Source organism: Rhodococcus sp. P4_B6 (genome assembly GCF_056402215.1).
The window spans coordinates 102324-119059 of sequence record NZ_JBFUHV010000014.1 but is presented as its reverse complement, the minus strand read 5'-3'; the positions used below and the strand labels follow the sequence as shown (position 1 = coordinate 119059).

Genomic DNA, 16736 nt, shown 5'->3' with positions numbered 1-16736 from the left:
ACGATGCGACCGACTCCCCCCTTCCAGGGCGACACTTCCGAGTGGGAGCGCGAATCGGCGGCATCGACCACAAGCACGGTACTGTCCGGGTCGAGCCCACCCTGCCGCGCGACCGCCACGTCGCGGCGAGAGTGCACCACCACCGTCAGGCGCCGCTCTGCGACCGACCGTGCCACGCCGCAGGGCAACAGAGGTGCCGTGCGGTAGAGCATCTCGGCATCGCGTAGCCCCTGCACGAACGTCTTACCACCGCCGCCCACACTCTCTTCGTCGAGCACATACGTCGGCACGCCGAACAGGTCCGCGATCTCGTCCAGGCCAACCCCGCCGACCGTGATGCGCCCATGGTGATAGTGCGTCGTCACCGGCCACACCAGTGGATCCAGTCGCGGGGTGGTCGTTCCACGAAGTGAAGGAAGGATGTCGAGAAGCGTCACTGTGGACTCCTACGCACGGTGGGCGAACGCGGTCGTTCGCCCTACCGGAACCAGTGTCAGACCTTCCCGATCGACCAGGGGTCTCGTTGACGCGATGCTGACAGCCCGGTGAGAACCACTAACGCTGCCCTGACATCGGGACGCCGGGGCTGTGCACACGCCGTGAACCGTTTGTCGGGCACCGCGACGCTGTTACTGCCACAAATGGGCCGAGACGGAGGACCATGGGGTGCGGACCGAACCAAGGAGCCCGCCGTGCCCACAGAGTCCGAAGCTCCGTCGCCGATTCGCGCGGTCGGCGGCCGCGACACCGTTCGAGCGGCCGTTGTCGTCGGCGCACTCGGCGTCGTCTTCGGAGACATCGGCACCAGCCCGATCTACACCATTCAGACAGTGTTTAACCCGGACGACCCGCATCCCGTGCCGATCAGCACGAACAACGTCTACGGCGTCGTGTCGCTGATCTTCTGGTCGGTAATGATCGTCGTCACGCTGACCTACGTCACGCTGGTGATGCGCGCCGACAACGACGGCGAGGGCGGAGTCATGGCGCTGATCACGCTGCTGCTGCGCTGGGGTGGAACGCAGGGGCGCCGGGTTGCCGCGCTGCTGGCCGGCCTCGGGATCTTCGGTGCCGCTCTGTTCTTCGGCGACAGCATGATCACCCCCGCGATCTCGGTGCTGTCCGCGGTGGAAGGGGTCAAGGTCGTCGAGCCGAAATTGGAAGAGTTGATCGTGCCGATCACGGCGGTCATCATCGTGCTGCTCTTCTCGGTCCAGCGCCGAGGCACGGCCACGGTCGGCCGGTACTTCGGGCCGGTGATGATCCTCTGGTTCGCCTCCATCGGCGCCTGCGGCGTGGGAGGGATCGCCCAGCACCCGGAAATCCTCAAAGCGTTGTCACCGACCTATGCGTTGGGCTTCATGATCGGGCACTTCGAAATCGCCTTCTTCGCGTTGGCCGCGGTGGTGCTGGCGGTCACCGGCGCGGAGGCGCTGTACGCGGACATGGGTCACTTCGGACGGCGGGCGATTACCCGCGGCTGGTTGCTGCTCGTGCTGCCGGCGTGCGTCCTGAGCTACTTCGGGCAAGGTGCGCTGGTTCTCGGTGACGAGACCGCGGTGCACAGCCCCTTTTTCCTGCTCCCTCCCGAATGGGCGCGGGTGCCGATGGTGCTGCTGGCTACCGCGGCCACGGTGATCGCCTCCCAGGCGGTGATCACCGGCGCCTACTCGGTAGCCGCGCAGGCCGCCCAGCTCGGCTATCTGCCGAGATTGCGCGTGGCGCACACCTCGGAGGCGACGATCGGCCAGATCTATGTGCCGTGGATCAACTGGGTGCTGATGGTGTCGGTGCTGACGCTGGTATTCGCCTTCCGCAGCTCGGCAGCGCTGGCGTACGCGTTCGGCATGGCGGTGACCGGGACCATCACGATCACCACGCTGCTGTTCTTCTACATCGCGCGCACCAGATGGCGTACTCCGCTGTGGCTGGTCGTGCCCGGTGCTGGGCTGTTGCTGCTGGTCGATGTGCTGTTCCTGGCGGCCAATCTGACCAAACTGGTGCACGGGGCGTGGCTTCCGCTGCTGATCGGCATCACGGCGTTCACCGTGATGACCACGTGGCAGCGTGGTCGGGTGATCGTCACCCGTGCGAGGGAGCACGCGGAGGGGCCGCTGCGCCAGTTCATCGACGAGTTGCACGACCACCGGCCGCCGTTGCAGCGGGTCCCCGGCACTGCGGTGTTCCTCAACCGCGGCAAACAGACTGCGCCATTGGCGATGCGAGCGAATGTCGAACACAATCACGTGCTGCACCAACACGTGGTGATCATGTCGATCGGCACGCTGCCGGTGCCCCGCGTACCGGAGACCGAGCGGACGGAGGTCGACACTCTCGGCTATGCCGAGGACGGGATCCTCCACATGACCGCGAACTTCGGGTACATGGAAACCCCCAACGTCCCGGCCGCATTGCGCCTGCTCGACCCCACGCAAACCGAGGGGCCGATCGCGATCGAGGACGCGTCCTACTTCCTGTCGAAGATCGAACTGAAGAAAGGTTCGGCACCGACGATGGCGCCGTGGCGCAAGCATCTGTTCATCGCGACGTCGTACATCACGGCCGACGCCGCCGAGTACTTCGGTCTCCCGGGTGACCGGACCGTGACGGTAGGTTCCCGGATCGAGGTATGACGGCGCGGCAGCGTCGCGCGGGGCTTCGTCGTCGCGATCCAATCGTGCGTGCGGGGCAGGTGTCGTCGGCCGCGCGACCCTGGTCGGTTGCCAGTCAGTGAATAACCGGTTCCGTCAACGCTGTCGCCGGTTGAGGGCGCATACACTGGGGCAATGACACCCCCGTCAGCGCCTGTCGCCCCGTTCGGGCGCGTACTCACCGCGATGGCTACAGCATTCACCGTCGATGGCGAGATCGATGAGGAGGCGACTGCTCGGATCGCCCGACACTTGGTCGACCACGGACACGATGGACTCGTCGTCTCCGGGACAACCGGTGAGGCCGCCACGACTACCACTGTCGAAGATGGTCGGATACTGCGAGCGGTCAAGGACGCGGTAGGCGACCGCGCCAAGATCATTGCCGGGGTGGGCACAAACGACACCCGCCACACGCTGGAATTGGCGCGCCAGGCTGTCAAGCAGGGTGCCGACGGGCTGCTGCTGGTAACGCCGTACTACAACAAGCCGAGTCAAGGCGGGATACTGCAACATTTTCGCTACGTAGTGGATGCCGTCGATGCCCCTCTCATGCTCTACGACATCCCGAGCCGGGCCGGCACCAAGCTGGCACCCTCGACATTCGAGGCGATGGCGGACTGGCCGTCCGTGGTCGCGGTGAAAGATGCAGCTGGAGACCCCACACAAGCGATCATGCTGCGCGAATTGGGCTACGCGGTGTACTCGGGAGACGACAGCCTCACCCTGGGTTTCCTCGCGTACGGGGCATGCGGGGTCGTCTCTGTTCTCGGTCACGTGGCGGGCGACGAGATCCGCGCCATGATCGAGGCCTTCTTCTCGGGGGACGTCGAAACCGCGCGGGCGATCAATGCCCGCCTGCAGCCGGCTCTGCGTGCGGTAATGGGTGTCCCCAATTACGGTGCGACGACGGTCAAAGGGGCGCTGCAGTTGCTCGCTGTCCTGCAGAACAGAACCGTGAGGTCCCCGCTACTTGCTCTCGACGACGGCGAGTATGAAGCGCTTCGGACGGGGCTGTTGGCTTCAGAGTTGCTGCGCTGACCAGGCCTGAGTGTGTACTCAGATCTGTCGACACGACCTTCCCGCCGCACGTGCTGCTTCTATGCGGCACTGCCGCCGACCACGGCGTGGGTTGATTCTGAGGTTGGAGACAGGGGTTATAGGCCCTCGACCGCCAGAATGTGGAACATGGTGTGTTGTCCGCCCGCCGCCGATCGTGCACCAGCACCCCGCCCGTGGCAACCGGCGTGGAAGAGTCAAAATGACTGTACGCGTGAGTAACAGCTGCATGCGCACTTCGCAGACCGGGTCGCCCGGAGACGTTTGCGTGCATATGCTCTGACGAGGTTCGCTGAACGAAGAGGTGCATGATGGGCGACACAGGCGACGACGGGCCGGGGCCCGACCCCGAATTGACGGTCGGCACTCGGGTACTTGTCCGCAGAAAGTCCGAGGCCGACGTCACCGGCGAGATCGTCGAGGACTACGCGGCCCTGACCGAGTCGGGCGGCACCGGGCACGAGTGGGCGCCGGCGCATCGGTGGGCGATCGCCCTCGACGACGGACGCCTGGTCTTCGCCGACACCGACGAGGTGACCGTCGATCCCAGCCCTCACCGGGATGGGACCCACCGGCGCCGAGAGCACTGAGGGGTAGTCGGCAGGCGGCGAAAAGCAGGGCGAGGGCGGATCGAAATCTGGAGCGTTCACCATGGTGAACACACGCTTCGGCGACGGAACCACGGCGACTGTTCGCCTACCTGTGGCACGTCGCGGAGAAACGACAGCGGCGGTCGTGCGTCAGCCGGCGCCCGCAGCGGACCAGCGCATCTCCCTCAGTGCCGGTGACCAACTGCTGGCGATCACGCGGCGGCGGGTGGACCGGTGAGCCACCGGTGCCGTCCCGTGGTCAGGACCCGCTGCCGGCTCGAGTTCGCATGAGGGCCTCCTGATGTTCGCGGACGTCCTCGCCGTGCGCGGGGGACGCCACCCAGCTGCCGTCGAGGTGCAGCACCCAGCACCGGGTCTTCGGATCCAGCGCCGAATCGAAGAGGTCGCCCAACTGCGCGGTGAGCCGGGGATCTTTCACCTGAACCCCGGCCTCCACCCTACGGTCGAGGTTGCGGTGCATCATGTCTGCGCTGGCGATCCAGAACTCGCCCGCCCCACGGAAGTGCAGGATTCGCGAATGTTCGAGAAAGCGCCCGAGGATCGACCGGACGTGGATGTTCTCGCTCAGTCCTGGCACCCCGGGTTTCAGCGTGCAAATGCCGCGGACGACGATCTGCACGGGCACACCGGCCTGCGATGCGCGATAGAGCGAGTCGATCACCTGTTCGTCCACTAACGCGTTCGCCTTCAAGCGAATACCCGCGTCCTCGCCGCGAAGTGCGCGCGCCACTTCGCCGTCGATCCGCTCGATGATGCCCCGCCGTATGCCGTAGGGCGCGACGAGGAGRTTGCGATACTGGGTTTTCCGTGAGTAGCCGGTGAGGGAGTTGAACAGGTCGGTGAGGTCGGCGCCGATCTCCGGTGCCGCGGTGAGCAGACCGATGTCTTCGTACAGCCGGGCGGTCTTGGGGTGGTAGTTKCCGGTGCCGATGTGGCAGTAACGSCGGATGGTGGACCCCTCGCGGCGGACGACGAGGCASGTCTTGCAGTGGGTCTTGAGCCCGACCAGTCCGTACRCCACGTGYACRCCSGCKTKTTCGAGTTTGCGGGCCCATTTGATGTTCGCCTGCTCGTCGAATCKCGCCTTGATCTCGACCAGTGCGACRACCTGTTTGCCGGCCTCGGCGGCGGTGATCAGGGCGTCGACGATGGGGGAGTCGCCGGAMGTGCGGTAGAGCGTCTGCTTGATSGCCARAACCTGGGGGTCGGCSGCKGCCTGYTCGATGAAGCGYTGCACGCTGGTGGAGAACGAGTCGTACGGGTGGTGGACCAGGACGTCGCCGTCGCGGAGGGTGGAGAAGACGCTCTTGGGTGTTTCCCGCTCGCCGAAYGCCGGATGCGTTGCGGGCACGAACGGTGCGTCCTTGAGTGCGGGCCGGTCGACGGCGTACACCTGCCAGAGGCACGACAGATCCAGCAGTCCGGGCACCTGGATGACGTCGCCGGGGTCGACGTCGAGTTCGCGCAGCAGGAGGTCGAGCATGTGTTCGGTCATGTCGTCSGCGACCTCGAGCCGGACGGGGGAKCCGAATCGTCGCCGTGCGAGTTCCCGCTCGAGGGCCTGCAGRAGRTCYTCGTCGCGGTCTTCCTCGACCTCGAAGTCGGCGTTGCGGGTRATGCGGAASGCGTGGTGYTCGACGATCTCCATGCCCGGGAACAGCATGTCGAGGTGGGCGGAGATCAGATCTTCCAGGGGCAGGAAYGCGTCGATGGAGGACGGTGTCTCGTCGCGGCGGACGCGGACGAACCTGCCYACGTTGTCCGGAACCTTGACCCTCGCAAAGTGTTCGCCACCGGTGAGTGCATCTTTCACTGTCACGGCGAGGTTGAGACTCAGGCCGCTGATGTAGGGGAACGGGTGGGCATGGTCGACGGCGAGCGGGGTGAGGACGGGGAAGATCTGGTCCTGGAAGTGCACCGACAGGCGGTCGCGGTCGTCGTCGGTGAGTTCGTCCCATTTGATGATGGAGATCCCTTCGGCGGCAAGCGCAGGACGCACGGAGTCGAGGAACACCCGCGCGGCCTTCTCCGAGATCTCCTGGGTGCGGGTCGCGATCAGCGAGAGTTGCTCGCGAGGGGAGAGGCCGTCGGCTGACCGCACGGACAGGCCGGTCTCGTCGCGGCGCTTGAGTCCCGCGACCCGGACCATGAAGAACTCGTCCAGGTTGGAGGCGAAGATGGCGAGGAAYTTGGCGCGCTCGAGCAGCGGCAGCGACGTGTCCTCGGCGAGTGCAAGTACYCGTGAATTGAAATCGAGCCAACTGAGTTCACGGTTCAGATAGCGATTTTCGGGGAGCCCGTCGGCGAGCGCACTCGGCACTGTGCTGGTCGCGGCAGGTGGCGCCCCGGGAATGGTCGGCGGGGGCGCGAGGACGCGACCGTCGCGCGAACCGTCCTCCACGTGCACGTCGGTGTTCGGATGGACTGCTTCGCCGTTGCTCACCCCACGATCATCCCTCGAGAATTCGGCTCTGGACAGTCGACGGCGGCGTCCACGCCAGTGCCGCAATGTCTGCCATGCCGCTGCCTCGAGCGCACGATCGCCGCGGTATACGGCAATCGGGCCCGCACTGTTCGTCCAAGCCGTTCGAAGAAGAGCTTGAGCAGGTCAATATCGGGGAGTGTGGCGGCGAGCTGGAGCAGAAGTCATGTCGACCTCACCTTCGCGAAACGCACTGGTTGCTCCAGGCCGCAATGATGGTAATTCGCTCCCCGTACCGTCAAGTACATCAACTGGACGAGGCACCGCACTCATGACGAATCAGGAATCCCGCAACCCACGCCCCGATCGCATCCCGATGTCGGCGAGTTCTGAGTCGCGGCCGAGGCGGTTGACCAAATATCTGCCCTTGACCGACATCGCAGTGGTCGTCGCGGTCCTCACCGCCGAACGGCAACTTCCATGTCTCGCCGCCGAAGACGATCCCCGCACACCGTGACGGGCCCGCCGATGCGCGGAGGAACCCAGCGGCCCCGCACCTTCGCGGTCGGCGGCAACGTTTCGACCACCGAATCGACGCCGCGGCATCGGCATGGTGCGGTTGGGCGGCGTGACGTGATGGGTCCGCGAAGAGTACTGGGGACGGTGCCGGTGGTCCGGGTTGTGACGGCGTTGGCGGGAGGGGTTTGCCTGGCGATGGGTGGGGTGTCAGGTGTCGCGTTCGTGCTCGGGACCGGTGTGATGACCGCGCCGGCGAAGGTTGTGGTCGCGGTGACCACCGCCGGGTTTCTCGTCTCGGGCGTGGTGCTGGTTGCTCGTGCTCGTTCTCGTCGACCCGAATGATGCGCGACAGAGGACTATTCGGTCAGCGCCGTCGCCTTCGGGTATCCCACGGACGCAGACGGCGTTCATGGCTGACGTATGACTTCGCAACGGGTTGCCCTGCCGAATAGTGGACAACGCGAAACCCCCGGCTGCCCCGGTCGATCGCCGTCTTCTATCGACGCCGTCGACCGGGTGGCGCCGTGACTTCTGATATTCAGCCGCATCCGATTGGGCGTCTCATGTCGGGGTTGGCGTGATCGTGTGCGCGCTGGAGCAACACCGCCGATTAGCACAATGATGGCTTTTTCTGTGTTCTCCAGAATGGGTGAGATTCTGACGAGGGGGTGAATGTGTTCGGCAAATTAGTGCGCGGCTCCCGCCGACGCTCCATGTGCGAATTCCGCTCGCTCCTCAGCCCTCCCATTCCAGCAACGGCGCTCTCGTGGCGGTCGTCAATGAGCAGCGTCGTACGCTTCTGTGATCTCGATGGGAATGCGCCCTCGGCCCCCGATGTCATAGCCCTGTTTCTGTGCCCATTCCCGCACTGCCCTCACCTGGTCACGGTCCCGCCGCACAGGTTTCTGCGTGACGCCACCACCCGACGTSAGTGTGCCYGCGGATCGAYTCKTGCGRCCACCYACCTTTGTGGCGTGATCGATGTAGTGRTCGAGTTTSTTGTGGAACTCCTTCGCATTCTTCGCCGAYAAGTCGATCTSGTAGTCGATTCCATTYACGGAGAAGGCGATTGTCTCTCCCTTTCCCTCCGCTATGGAAGTTCCGTCGATATCGTCAACGTGTTCGACAACTATTTGGCGCGCCATTCCAACTCCTCAGTCGCTTTTGCAAACCCACTCTACGTCCAGTGCACAATGCGCGCCTCGGTCGACACAAGGACATTCTTGGCAGAAAAAGACCTCATGCCCGAGACAGGTCAGCAGTCGAATCCATAGCCGAAGTGTTCGCGGTCGAGGGACGGCGATACTCGATGCCCGCAGGTCGGCTGCGGGCAGCGAAAGGGTCCTGTCGAATGGGAACGGTCACCAGCGTTCGATTGTTTCCCGGCCGCCGACCACCCGGGACGAGCTGTCCTTCCCCCGAAATGGCCTCGCAGCGCGAACGAAGGCGGTCGGACGGCCGTTCCTGACTGTCGAGGTTCGGGGGAGATGATGGAGGTGGTGGGTGTCAGCCGTTGGCGTGGAAGGGGACGCCGTGTCCGCGGCGGCGCGGGGTAGGGCGGCGGAGGATCGCGTGGACGGCGGCGGTGCCGCCGAGTAGCAGTATGAGCAGTGCCTTGTGGATGTTGATGGAATTCCTTCTACTGGGCGGACGCCGGTGTTGTGTCGGTGGCGCCGGTGGAGTCATAGGCCGACGACGCGTTCGAGGGCTCCGAGTTCGGTGTCGAGGTGGTCGAGCATCGGGTGCAGGTTCGGGACGGTGCGCCTGCAGCCGGTCAACCCGAACACGAGTTGGTCGTCGCTGCTGGTGCAGGTGATGTTCAGGGCTTGTCCGGTGACCGGGATCGACAGGGGGTAGAGGGAGTCGAGGTGGGCGCCGTTCCAGTACAGCGGGGTGTCGGGTCCGGCGACGTTGGAGATCACCAGGTTGAACGGCGGCCGCTGTGGTCCTCGGCGGCCGAGGAGCATTTCGATACCGAGGGGGGCGGCGCCGACGGCGCTCATCGCCAGCACTTGGGCGGGGCTCATCGCGCGGAGGGCGTGTTTGCCTTCGCGCATGCAGGTGCGCACGGTGTCGAGGCGGTGGGCGGGGTCCGGTAGGTGGGTGGCGAGGTTGCACATCAGGACCCCGATCCGGTTCCCGTTTGCGGATTCCGTATCGGTGTTGGGGCGCAGGGACACCGGGACCATGGCGATCAGCGGTTCGGCGGGCAGCGCACCGAGGTCGTGCAGGTAGCCGCGCAGTGCCCCTGCGGACATCGCGAGGATGATGTCGTTGACGGTGGCGTCGGCGTGCTTGGCGAGCAGCCGTATCCGTTCGAGTGGCCAGGTGCGGGCGGCGAAGTGGCGGGCGCCCCCGATCGCGACGTTGAACATGGTGTGCGGTGCCTGCGTCGACAGGGGGCCGCCTTTGGCGCGTAGGGCGCGTTCCACGGTGCCGGCCAGCACCGGTGCCAGGCCGGCGACCTCGCTCGACGCGTTGCGGGCGCCGCGCAGGACCTGGCCCGGAAGGTCACGCAGGTTCGGCGGCGTCGATGATCCAGGTTCTGGCGGGGCTGCGTCGGTCGCGGTCGCGGGTGCGGCGGGTTGCCAGGGGGCGGGCATGCCAGTGCGGGTGGGGTCCTCGCTCATGCTGCGGCGCAACAGGTTCATCGCGGATGCGCCGTCGGCGAGGGCGTGGTGGATCTTGGTGTATACCGCGTAGCGGCCGTCGGCGAGGCCTTCGATCAGGTGCATCTCCCACAGTGGGCGGGTGCGGTCGAGTGAGGTCCCGTGCAGTCGGGCCACCAGGGTCATCAGTTCGGGCATGCCACCCGGTTGGGGGAGGGCGTTGCGGTGCACGTGGTAATCGACGTCGACGTCGGTCGCGGTGTCCCAACCCCACTGTCCCAGGGTGGTTACCGATCGTCGGGCCTGCTTGCGGAAGAGCGGTGCCACCTCGTCGGAGGTTGCAGCCGTCTCGAACATCGCTCCGATGTCGGCTGCGTCGGTGCCGTCCGGTGGAGTGAATACTGCCAGGCCGCCGACGTGCATCGGATGTTCCCGCGACTCGCCGAGGAGGAACAGTGAATCGGTCGGCGACATCGGCAGCAGCATGTCGGGTGTCCCTTCCGGCCCCGCTCGCACACCCGCACTGCCACTGCGGGGTTCCCGGGAACCTTGTATTCAGCTCTAGGTAATCGAGTCGTAAGATAACGGTCAGGTGTGGTTCATGTCACAATCTGGCATCTCCCATTCAGTTGTACAGGACGCGCGGACATCCGCGCGAGGCCGAAAGTCCCGGATAGGACAAGTCGGGCAAGCGATCAGGTCGGCCAGACGGGGCGGGCGGACTCGGCGCCTGGTGGTAGTGGTCTCCAGGCGCACATTTATCCGACCGCTCTGACGAGATCCTCGACGATATTTGGATCGCTGCAGACACCCGCGCCGATATCATTCCGCCGGGTCGGCAACAGTGAAAACCGTTGGAAAGTAGGTAATTCGATCGAGGAAGGCCGGCAGTGAGATTGTTCGGTGTCAGGTGCGACTCTCCGGATCCGTAGACAGAGGCGATGTAGCGAAGTCGGCGGGAGAGTCAACACGCCCCGACGTATTCCTCCCTGCGATGCAGCATGGCCACTACCATTGCGGGGAGCATCAGCACGTGGCCGGCGAGCATCAGACCGTCGCCCGAGAGCAGATCGAGCCACAGCAGTGGGAACAGCACGACGAACGCGAGGTGCATCGCCAGCCCCATTTCGGCGATCGCGGCCACGAATGGCGCCGCCATGCCATCCATGCGGCCATTCCCGCGGTCATCGAGGTAGCCATCAGCAACGCGTGCACTTCGATTCGTGCATCGTCGCCGACGAGCGCCGACAGGGGCGCGAATGCTGCCATCCCCGCCAGCATCGCGAGCAAATCTGCAGGTAGTGGACCACGAACGTGCGGTGGGTCAGGGCGGCGCGCCGGGTGGGGCGTTCCGAATCGACGGTGCTCACGGCCTTGTCCTTGCACTGTGGGATCAGGGTGCGGTGGCGGCGAAGTGTCGCCTGTATTGGTCGGGCGCGACGCCGAGGCGTCGCAGGAATGCCAGCTTCAGTTCTGCGGCCGGCGGGCGGGCGCGCTGCGGGCCTCGTCGGCGACGGTGCGGCGTCGGCTTATCGCGGAGGAGTACTTCGATGCGGGGGTGCGCGGGTCGAGGACGGCTGCGGTGGTGAGGGCGTCGTCGATGGCGGGGGAGGCGCCCTGGCCCGCTGCCGGTGACATGCCGTGGGCGGCGTCACCGATGATCATGGCCCGTTGATCACCCAGGAAGGTAGGTCGGGTACGCGATCGGCGTTGCAGGCGAAGATCGTCGGGGTCGCCTCGAGATGGGGCGGACGCCGGCGACCGGGGCGGGGAATGCGGCGGTCAGCTCGCGCGTCTAATCCTGCGAGGGGTGCAGGCCGACGCCGGCCGGGGGGAGCGCCGGGCGGGTCAGCCGGGCGAACCAGAAGGTCCCCGTGCCGCCACCGTCGAGAATGCCGAAGGTGTGTTCTGCGTGGCGGAAGAACGACAGCAGCCCGGGTTCGGGGTCGGTGTGGCCGGGGATGCCGGTGTGGTGGGCGTAGAGCACGACCTGGTCGTCGTAGACCGCTCCGGTCGGGCCGACGATGATCTCTCCGCGCACGATCGAGGACATTCCGTCGCACCCGACGAGCACGTCCGAGTCGACAACCCGGCCGTCGGCCGTGTGCAGTCGCGCACCGTCGGGGGAGGTGTCCACCGCGGTGGCGGTCGCGCCGTGGACGATGGTGGCGCCGAGTTCTCGGCACTGCCGATGCAGTGCGCCGATGAGGTCGCGACGCCAGAAGTTGTGGTGGCCGATCCCGTCGACAGGTGTCAGGGGTGCGCGTCGACTCCGGCCGTCGGTGGTCACCGAGATCGTGTGGACCGGAAGCCCCGTGGCGCGGAGTGTGACGCCGACGCCGAGGGTGTCGAGGTCGGCGAGTGCCTGACCGGACACCGTCAGGTAGGCGCCGTCCTCGCCCGCGGAGTCCGGTTCCCGCCGCTCGTACACGGTCGCCGGCACCACCCGGTCGGTCGCGGTTCTCGGACCGGCCACACTGTGCCTGGAAGGGGCGCTCCTCGACCGTGTTCGGGTACGGACGGGCGCGTCGCCGAAATGACTTGAACAGGGTTGTATTGAAAACTCATGCGTTCTAAGATTGGGTATGGCAACGGTCGAGCACGACTCGGCGGTGCCGGGCGGATCCGGGACCCGCCGGTACCGATCTCCGCTACGCCGCATGCAGGCGGCGAAGACGCGGGCGGTCGTGCTCGAGGCCGCCACCCGGTTGTTCGCCGAGCGCGGCTGGGTCGCGACAGGAGTGCGGGATGTCGCGCGGGCCGCGGAGGTTTCCGTCGAAACCGTCTACGCGACATTCGGATCCAAGGCCGACCTGTTGAAGTCGGCACTGGAGGTTGCCATCGTCGGAGACGACGCTGAGGTGCCGTTGGCCGACCGGCCCGTCTACACGGCGATCCGAACGGGGCGCACGACCAGTGACCGCATCGAGTCGGGTGCGCGCATGATCGCCACGATCAACGAGCGCATCTACCGCCTGGCCGTCGCAATCCGCCAGGGTGCGACGACGGATGCCACGCTCGCAGCGGTGGCCGCCGACCTGGAAGGGCAGCGCAGGCGCTCGGTCGCCGACGTCGCAGACCTGATCGTGGGTCGTCACGCCGATCCCGGTCAGGTCGACGAACTGTGGGTCCAGGCCCACGACCAGGTCTACGCCCTGCTCGTGGACGAATGCGGTTGGAGCCGTGTCCGTTACGAGTCATGGTTGATCGACCGCATCGAAGAAATCCTCGACCGCCCGGTGTGACACACCGGCGCCTTTGTCTGGAGTAGGTCATGACTACCGACACTCGGCATTCTGCCGACACTCGCATCATGCGCATCGTCCACAACGCGCTGCGCCGCGATATCGCTCGCGCCGCGGAGGCGCTGCACATGGCACCTCCGCCCGCGCAGACCCAACGGGTCGCCCTCGCCGATCATCTCGTGTGGATGATGCATTTCCTGCACCTGCACCACAGCGGCGAGGACCGTGGGCTGTGGCCGCTGGTCCGCGAGTTGAACCCGGACGCCGGGCCGCTGCTCGACGTGATGGACGCCGATCATGCGCGAATCGTCCCCGAGATGGAGCGGGTCGCCGCCGCGGCAACCGAATATCGTGCGCATCCGGCTGCCCGAGAGGAACTTTCGCGTTCCCTCGCCGCTCTCGGGCAGGTTCTGCTGCCGCATCTGCAGCGGGAGGAGGACGAGATGATGCCGGTCGTCGCCCGAACCCTGACCCGTGGTCAGTGGGACGACGTGGAGCAGGAGGTGTTCATTGCCTCGAAGACCAAGCGGGAGCTGGGGATCGAAGCTCACTGGCTTGTCGACGGTGTCGATCGGGAGGACTACGACGTCACCGTTCGCAAGGTCGGTCCCGCCACCCGGTTCATGCTGCTCCATGCGTTCAAACGACCGTATCGGCGGGCGTGCGCCGCCCGGTGGGGCGCCGACCTCGACGTGAGTCCGCGGCACCACCGGCCGGCCCTTACCGAGGGCTCGGCAGAATTGTGGATCGACGTCCCGGCCCGGCCGCTGTACGACGTGGTCGCCGACGTCACCCGCATCACCGAACGCAGCCCCGAGTGCCGCAGCTGCGCGTGGCTACCGGGACGGTCGCCGGGGGCCGTGGGCGCCCGATTCCGGGGACACAACCGCGCACATCACATGCGGTGGTCCCGCGTCTGCGAGGTGACCGCCGCCGATCCGGGCAGGAAATTCGCATTCCACACGGTGTCGGATCGGCGCAACCCGCTGTACCACGACTCGACCACCTGGTCGTACACGTTCAGGGCGGACGGCGACGGGACCCGGGTGACGCACTCCTATCGGATCGACGTACTGCCGTACCGCCCGCTGCTCTCGCTCTACTCACACCTCCAGCCGCAGCACCGCGACATGCGGCCGCAGATGCGGCAGAACCTGGAGGCGTTGCGGCGGCAGGCGCACGCCGACACGGCTACCGGGTCCCTGCCCCGAACGGCCTAGCGGGAGCGGACGAGGTGATTCAATGGTGGTCATCGATCCCCACGGCAAGGAGAGCGCATGCTGGTGGCATTCAGCGTCAGCCCGATGGGCGGGGACTCCGACAGTGTCGGTGCCGCGGTCGCCGCGGCCGTGCGTGTTGTCCGCGAATCCGGGCTGCCCAACGAGACCACGTCGATGTTCACCACCGTCGAGGGTGAGTGGGACGAGGTGATGGCAGTCGTGAAGCGCGCGACGGACGTTCTGCTGGAACAGTTTCCGCGGGTCAGTCTGGTGCTGAAGGCGGATATCCGGCCGGCGCGCAGCGGTCAGCTTCGGGCGAAGGTCGAGACCGTGGAGCGTTACCTGGCCGAGTGACCGTTCTCGCCGGAGTATTGCCGGAGTATTGGTGGGTGAGTTCCGTGCCGATCCGGGCGAGTTCGGTGCGGACCAAGAAGGCGGACACCAGGGAGCGGCGGATCGAACGGACGGTCACGCTGGCCGCAATGAATCTGCGGGCCAACCATCCGGGTGTCCGGATCCGGGACGCTGCGCGGTAGCACGTCACGAGATATTCCGACGTCCGGTTGGCGACCGGGAGAGGGGAGCACGAATGGACTGGCCGCACGAACTTGCCGATCAGCTCAGCTGGCACTGGGACCATCAATTGCGCCCACGGCTGGCGGGGCTGACCGATGAGGAGTACGTCTGGGAGCCTGCCCCGGACTGCTGGAGTGTGAGACCGAGAGGCCGCTCGCAGGCTCCCGTTCAGGCCGGCAGCGGCGAGTTCACCATCGACTTCGCCTTTCCCGCGCCGGACTCGCCGCCGATCACGACCATCGCCTGGCGGCTCGGGCACATCATCGTCGGTGTCTTGGGCATGCGGATCGGAAATCACTTCGGCGGCCCGCTCATGGACTATGAGACGTTCGACTACGCTGGCACCGCCGCGCGGGCGCTCATCCAACTCGACGAGCAGTACGACGCCTGGTGCGAAGGCGTGCGGGGCCTGGGAACCAGCGGCCTCGCCGAGCCGTGTGGGCCCAGCGAAGGACCGTTCGCGGACTACCCGATGGCGGCGCTGGTGTTGCACATCAATCGCGAGGTCATCCACCACGGTGCCGAAGTGGCGCTGCTGCGCGATCTGTACCTGCGACGACCGGCCTAGCGTTCGCCCGCGACGCGGGCGAGCCGGCGGACGAGGGTCCGCACGACCGGGCCGTAGGTGATGCCGAGCATCGCATCGAGTGGCCCGGGCGCGGACATCGTCATCGTGATCCGCGAACCGGTGCCGCGGGGCTCGACGAGGTGATCGAGCGTCATCGGTCCCACCCGCCAGGTCCAGGAGCGGCCGGGTGTCGTGGCCGAGATGGATACGGGAACCGGCACGATCCAGAGCAATCGGGCCGCGCCGCACCGGCCGGCCTCGACCTCGGGGGAACCGAGACCCCACGCGCCGCGCATGTGCGGCGCCCACTCGGGCCAGCGCGAGGGCCGAGCGACGAGCGCCCACACGGTCCCCACCGGGGCGTCGGAATCGGCTGAGAAGGAATGTGGCACGGAGGAGGAGTACCCGTTTTCGGCCCCGGCCGACGGCGAAGGGGGGTGGACGTGAACAACGGGTGAATTGGGCCGTGTCGAGTTGCGTGTAACTCGCGGTACTGGCCACGCTTGTAGGGAACGGCGAGGGAGGGAGCCGATCATGCTCGTTCGTCTACCCGGGGTGTATCGCCCCCAGCGCGACACGTGGCTGCTCGCTGAGGTGCTGGCCGCCCGAGAACTCGGGCCGGGCACCCGTGTGCTCGATCTCTGCTGCGGCACAGGCGTGTTGAGTGTCCAGGCGTGTGCGGCGGGGGCCGGCTGGGTGACCGCGGTCGACGTGTCCCGCCGCGCCGCGATCAGTACGTGGCTCAATGCCACACTGAACCGGCGGACGATCCGTGTGGTGCGGGGCGATCTGGTGGAGTCCGTCCGGACCCTTCGCTTCGACGTGGTGGTGGCCAACCCGCCGTACGCGCCGGCGACCGACGACGGCAGGCCGGGCCGGGTCCTCGCGCGGGCTTGGGACGGGGGCGTCGACGGGCGCGCCGTGCTGGACCGGATCTGCAGCGAAACCCCGGACCTCCTCGCTCCCGGTGGCACCCTGCTCCTCGTCCAGTCGACGCTCAACGGAGTGGGCAAGACGCGGGCGATGCTCGAGGAACGGGGACTGCGGGTGGACGTGGTGGCGTCGGAGGACGTGCCGTTCGGTCCCGCGCTCGCGTCCCGCACGAGGATGCTGGAGGCGCGGGACATGATCCGGCCGGGCCAGCGCATCGAGCGCATCGCGGTGCTGGCGGCGACCGACCTGCGGTCCGGCGATACGCGGCACTGACCCGGCGAGCGCGTCGATCCGATTCCGGTGTTTGTCCGATTCGCCACGAT

The 16736-nt window shown here is 66.6% G+C and carries 16 protein-coding genes and 1 pseudogene; 9 read left to right on the top strand and 8 right to left on the bottom strand.

Annotation, left to right across the window (positions count from 1 at the left end):
* Positions 1–437 (bottom strand): annotated as a pseudogene (locus tag AC1DWT_RS09840) (diaminopimelate decarboxylase); the annotation flags it as partial.
* Between the two features lie 255 nt (positions 438–692).
* Here AC1DWT_RS09840 and AC1DWT_RS09835 point away from each other — a divergent pair.
* The 3 genes from AC1DWT_RS09835 to AC1DWT_RS09825 all read left to right on the top strand — a co-directional run bounded on the left by AC1DWT_RS09835 (position 693) and on the right by AC1DWT_RS09825 (position 4300).
* The gene (locus AC1DWT_RS09835; protein ID WP_420855127.1) at positions 693–2633 is read left to right on the top strand and encodes a potassium transporter Kup; all 1941 of its coding nucleotides are present in this window, start codon (positions 693–695) and stop codon (positions 2631–2633) included.
* Between the two features lie 153 nt (positions 2634–2786).
* Entirely contained in the window at positions 2787–3692 is a 906-nt protein-coding gene (gene dapA, locus AC1DWT_RS09830) for a 4-hydroxy-tetrahydrodipicolinate synthase (protein ID WP_206015340.1), read from the top strand.
* A 329-nt stretch (positions 3693–4021) separates the two neighbouring features.
* Positions 4022–4300, top strand: coding sequence for a hypothetical protein (locus tag AC1DWT_RS09825; protein ID WP_072938009.1), 279 nt, complete (start codon positions 4022–4024; stop codon positions 4298–4300).
* Between the two features lie 259 nt (positions 4301–4559).
* Here AC1DWT_RS09825 and AC1DWT_RS09820 read toward each other — a convergent pair whose 3' ends face one another.
* From AC1DWT_RS09820 to AC1DWT_RS09795, 6 genes are all read right to left on the bottom strand, one after another.
* Positions 4560–6728, bottom strand: coding sequence for an RNA degradosome polyphosphate kinase (locus AC1DWT_RS09820; RefSeq protein WP_477920375.1), 2169 nt, complete (start codon positions 6726–6728; stop codon positions 4560–4562).
* A gap of 1310 nt (positions 6729–8038) precedes the next feature.
* A complete protein-coding gene (locus AC1DWT_RS09815) occupies positions 8039–8407 on the bottom strand; it encodes a histone-like nucleoid-structuring protein Lsr2 (protein ID WP_477920370.1) in 369 nt (122 codons plus the stop codon).
* A 537-nt stretch (positions 8408–8944) separates the two neighbouring features.
* The gene (locus AC1DWT_RS09810) at positions 8945–10357 is read right to left on the bottom strand and encodes a WS/DGAT/MGAT family O-acyltransferase (protein WP_072937939.1); all 1413 of its coding nucleotides are present in this window, start codon (positions 10355–10357) and stop codon (positions 8945–8947) included.
* 478 nt (positions 10358–10835) lie between these two features.
* Positions 10836–11030: a hypothetical protein gene (locus AC1DWT_RS09805; RefSeq protein ID WP_206015343.1), complete on the bottom strand. Its 195-nt coding sequence runs from the start codon at positions 11028–11030 to the stop codon at positions 10836–10838.
* A gap of 308 nt (positions 11031–11338) precedes the next feature.
* Complete coding sequence (locus tag AC1DWT_RS09800) at positions 11339–11536, bottom strand: FAD-dependent monooxygenase (protein ID WP_206015344.1); 198 nt, start codon at positions 11534–11536, stop codon at positions 11339–11341.
* A 130-nt stretch (positions 11537–11666) separates the two neighbouring features.
* Positions 11667–12347 carry an FAD-dependent oxidoreductase gene (locus AC1DWT_RS09795; protein WP_206015345.1) on the bottom strand — a complete coding sequence of 227 codons (681 nt, stop codon included), beginning with the start codon at positions 12345–12347 and terminating at the stop codon, positions 11667–11669.
* A 109-nt stretch (positions 12348–12456) separates the two neighbouring features.
* Here AC1DWT_RS09795 and AC1DWT_RS09790 point away from each other — a divergent pair, with 109 nt between their 5' ends.
* Genes AC1DWT_RS09790 through AC1DWT_RS09770 form a run of 5 tightly spaced genes read left to right on the top strand, consistent with a single transcriptional unit; the run spans position 12457 to position 15480 of the window.
* The gene (locus tag AC1DWT_RS09790) at positions 12457–13116 is read left to right on the top strand and encodes a TetR/AcrR family transcriptional regulator (protein ID WP_095860708.1); all 660 of its coding nucleotides are present in this window, start codon (positions 12457–12459) and stop codon (positions 13114–13116) included.
* Between the two features lie 29 nt (positions 13117–13145).
* Positions 13146–14336 carry a hemerythrin domain-containing protein gene (locus AC1DWT_RS09785; protein WP_072937943.1) on the top strand — a complete coding sequence of 397 codons (1191 nt, stop codon included), beginning with the start codon at positions 13146–13148 and terminating at the stop codon, positions 14334–14336.
* Between the two features lie 57 nt (positions 14337–14393).
* Entirely contained in the window at positions 14394–14690 is a 297-nt protein-coding gene (locus AC1DWT_RS09780) for an MTH1187 family thiamine-binding protein (protein WP_072937944.1), read from the top strand.
* 35 nt (positions 14691–14725) lie between these two features.
* Positions 14726–14872, top strand: a complete 147-nt coding sequence (locus AC1DWT_RS09775; protein WP_167372116.1) for a hypothetical protein — start codon at positions 14726–14728, stop codon at positions 14870–14872.
* 53 nt (positions 14873–14925) lie between these two features.
* A complete protein-coding gene (locus AC1DWT_RS09770) occupies positions 14926–15480 on the top strand; it encodes a DinB family protein (protein WP_206015346.1) in 555 nt (184 codons plus the stop codon).
* Here AC1DWT_RS09770 and AC1DWT_RS09765 read toward each other — a convergent pair.
* The gene (locus AC1DWT_RS09765) at positions 15477–15872 is read right to left on the bottom strand and encodes an SRPBCC family protein (protein ID WP_206015347.1); all 396 of its coding nucleotides are present in this window, start codon (positions 15870–15872) and stop codon (positions 15477–15479) included. The two genes, AC1DWT_RS09770 and AC1DWT_RS09765, sit on opposite strands and share 4 nt — an antisense overlap.
* Positions 15873–16014: 142 nt before the next feature.
* Here AC1DWT_RS09765 and AC1DWT_RS09760 point away from each other — a divergent pair, with 142 nt between their 5' ends.
* The gene (locus AC1DWT_RS09760) at positions 16015–16686 is read left to right on the top strand and encodes a HemK2/MTQ2 family protein methyltransferase (RefSeq protein ID WP_206015348.1); all 672 of its coding nucleotides are present in this window, start codon (positions 16015–16017) and stop codon (positions 16684–16686) included.
* The last annotated feature ends 50 nt before the right edge of the window (positions 16687–16736 follow it).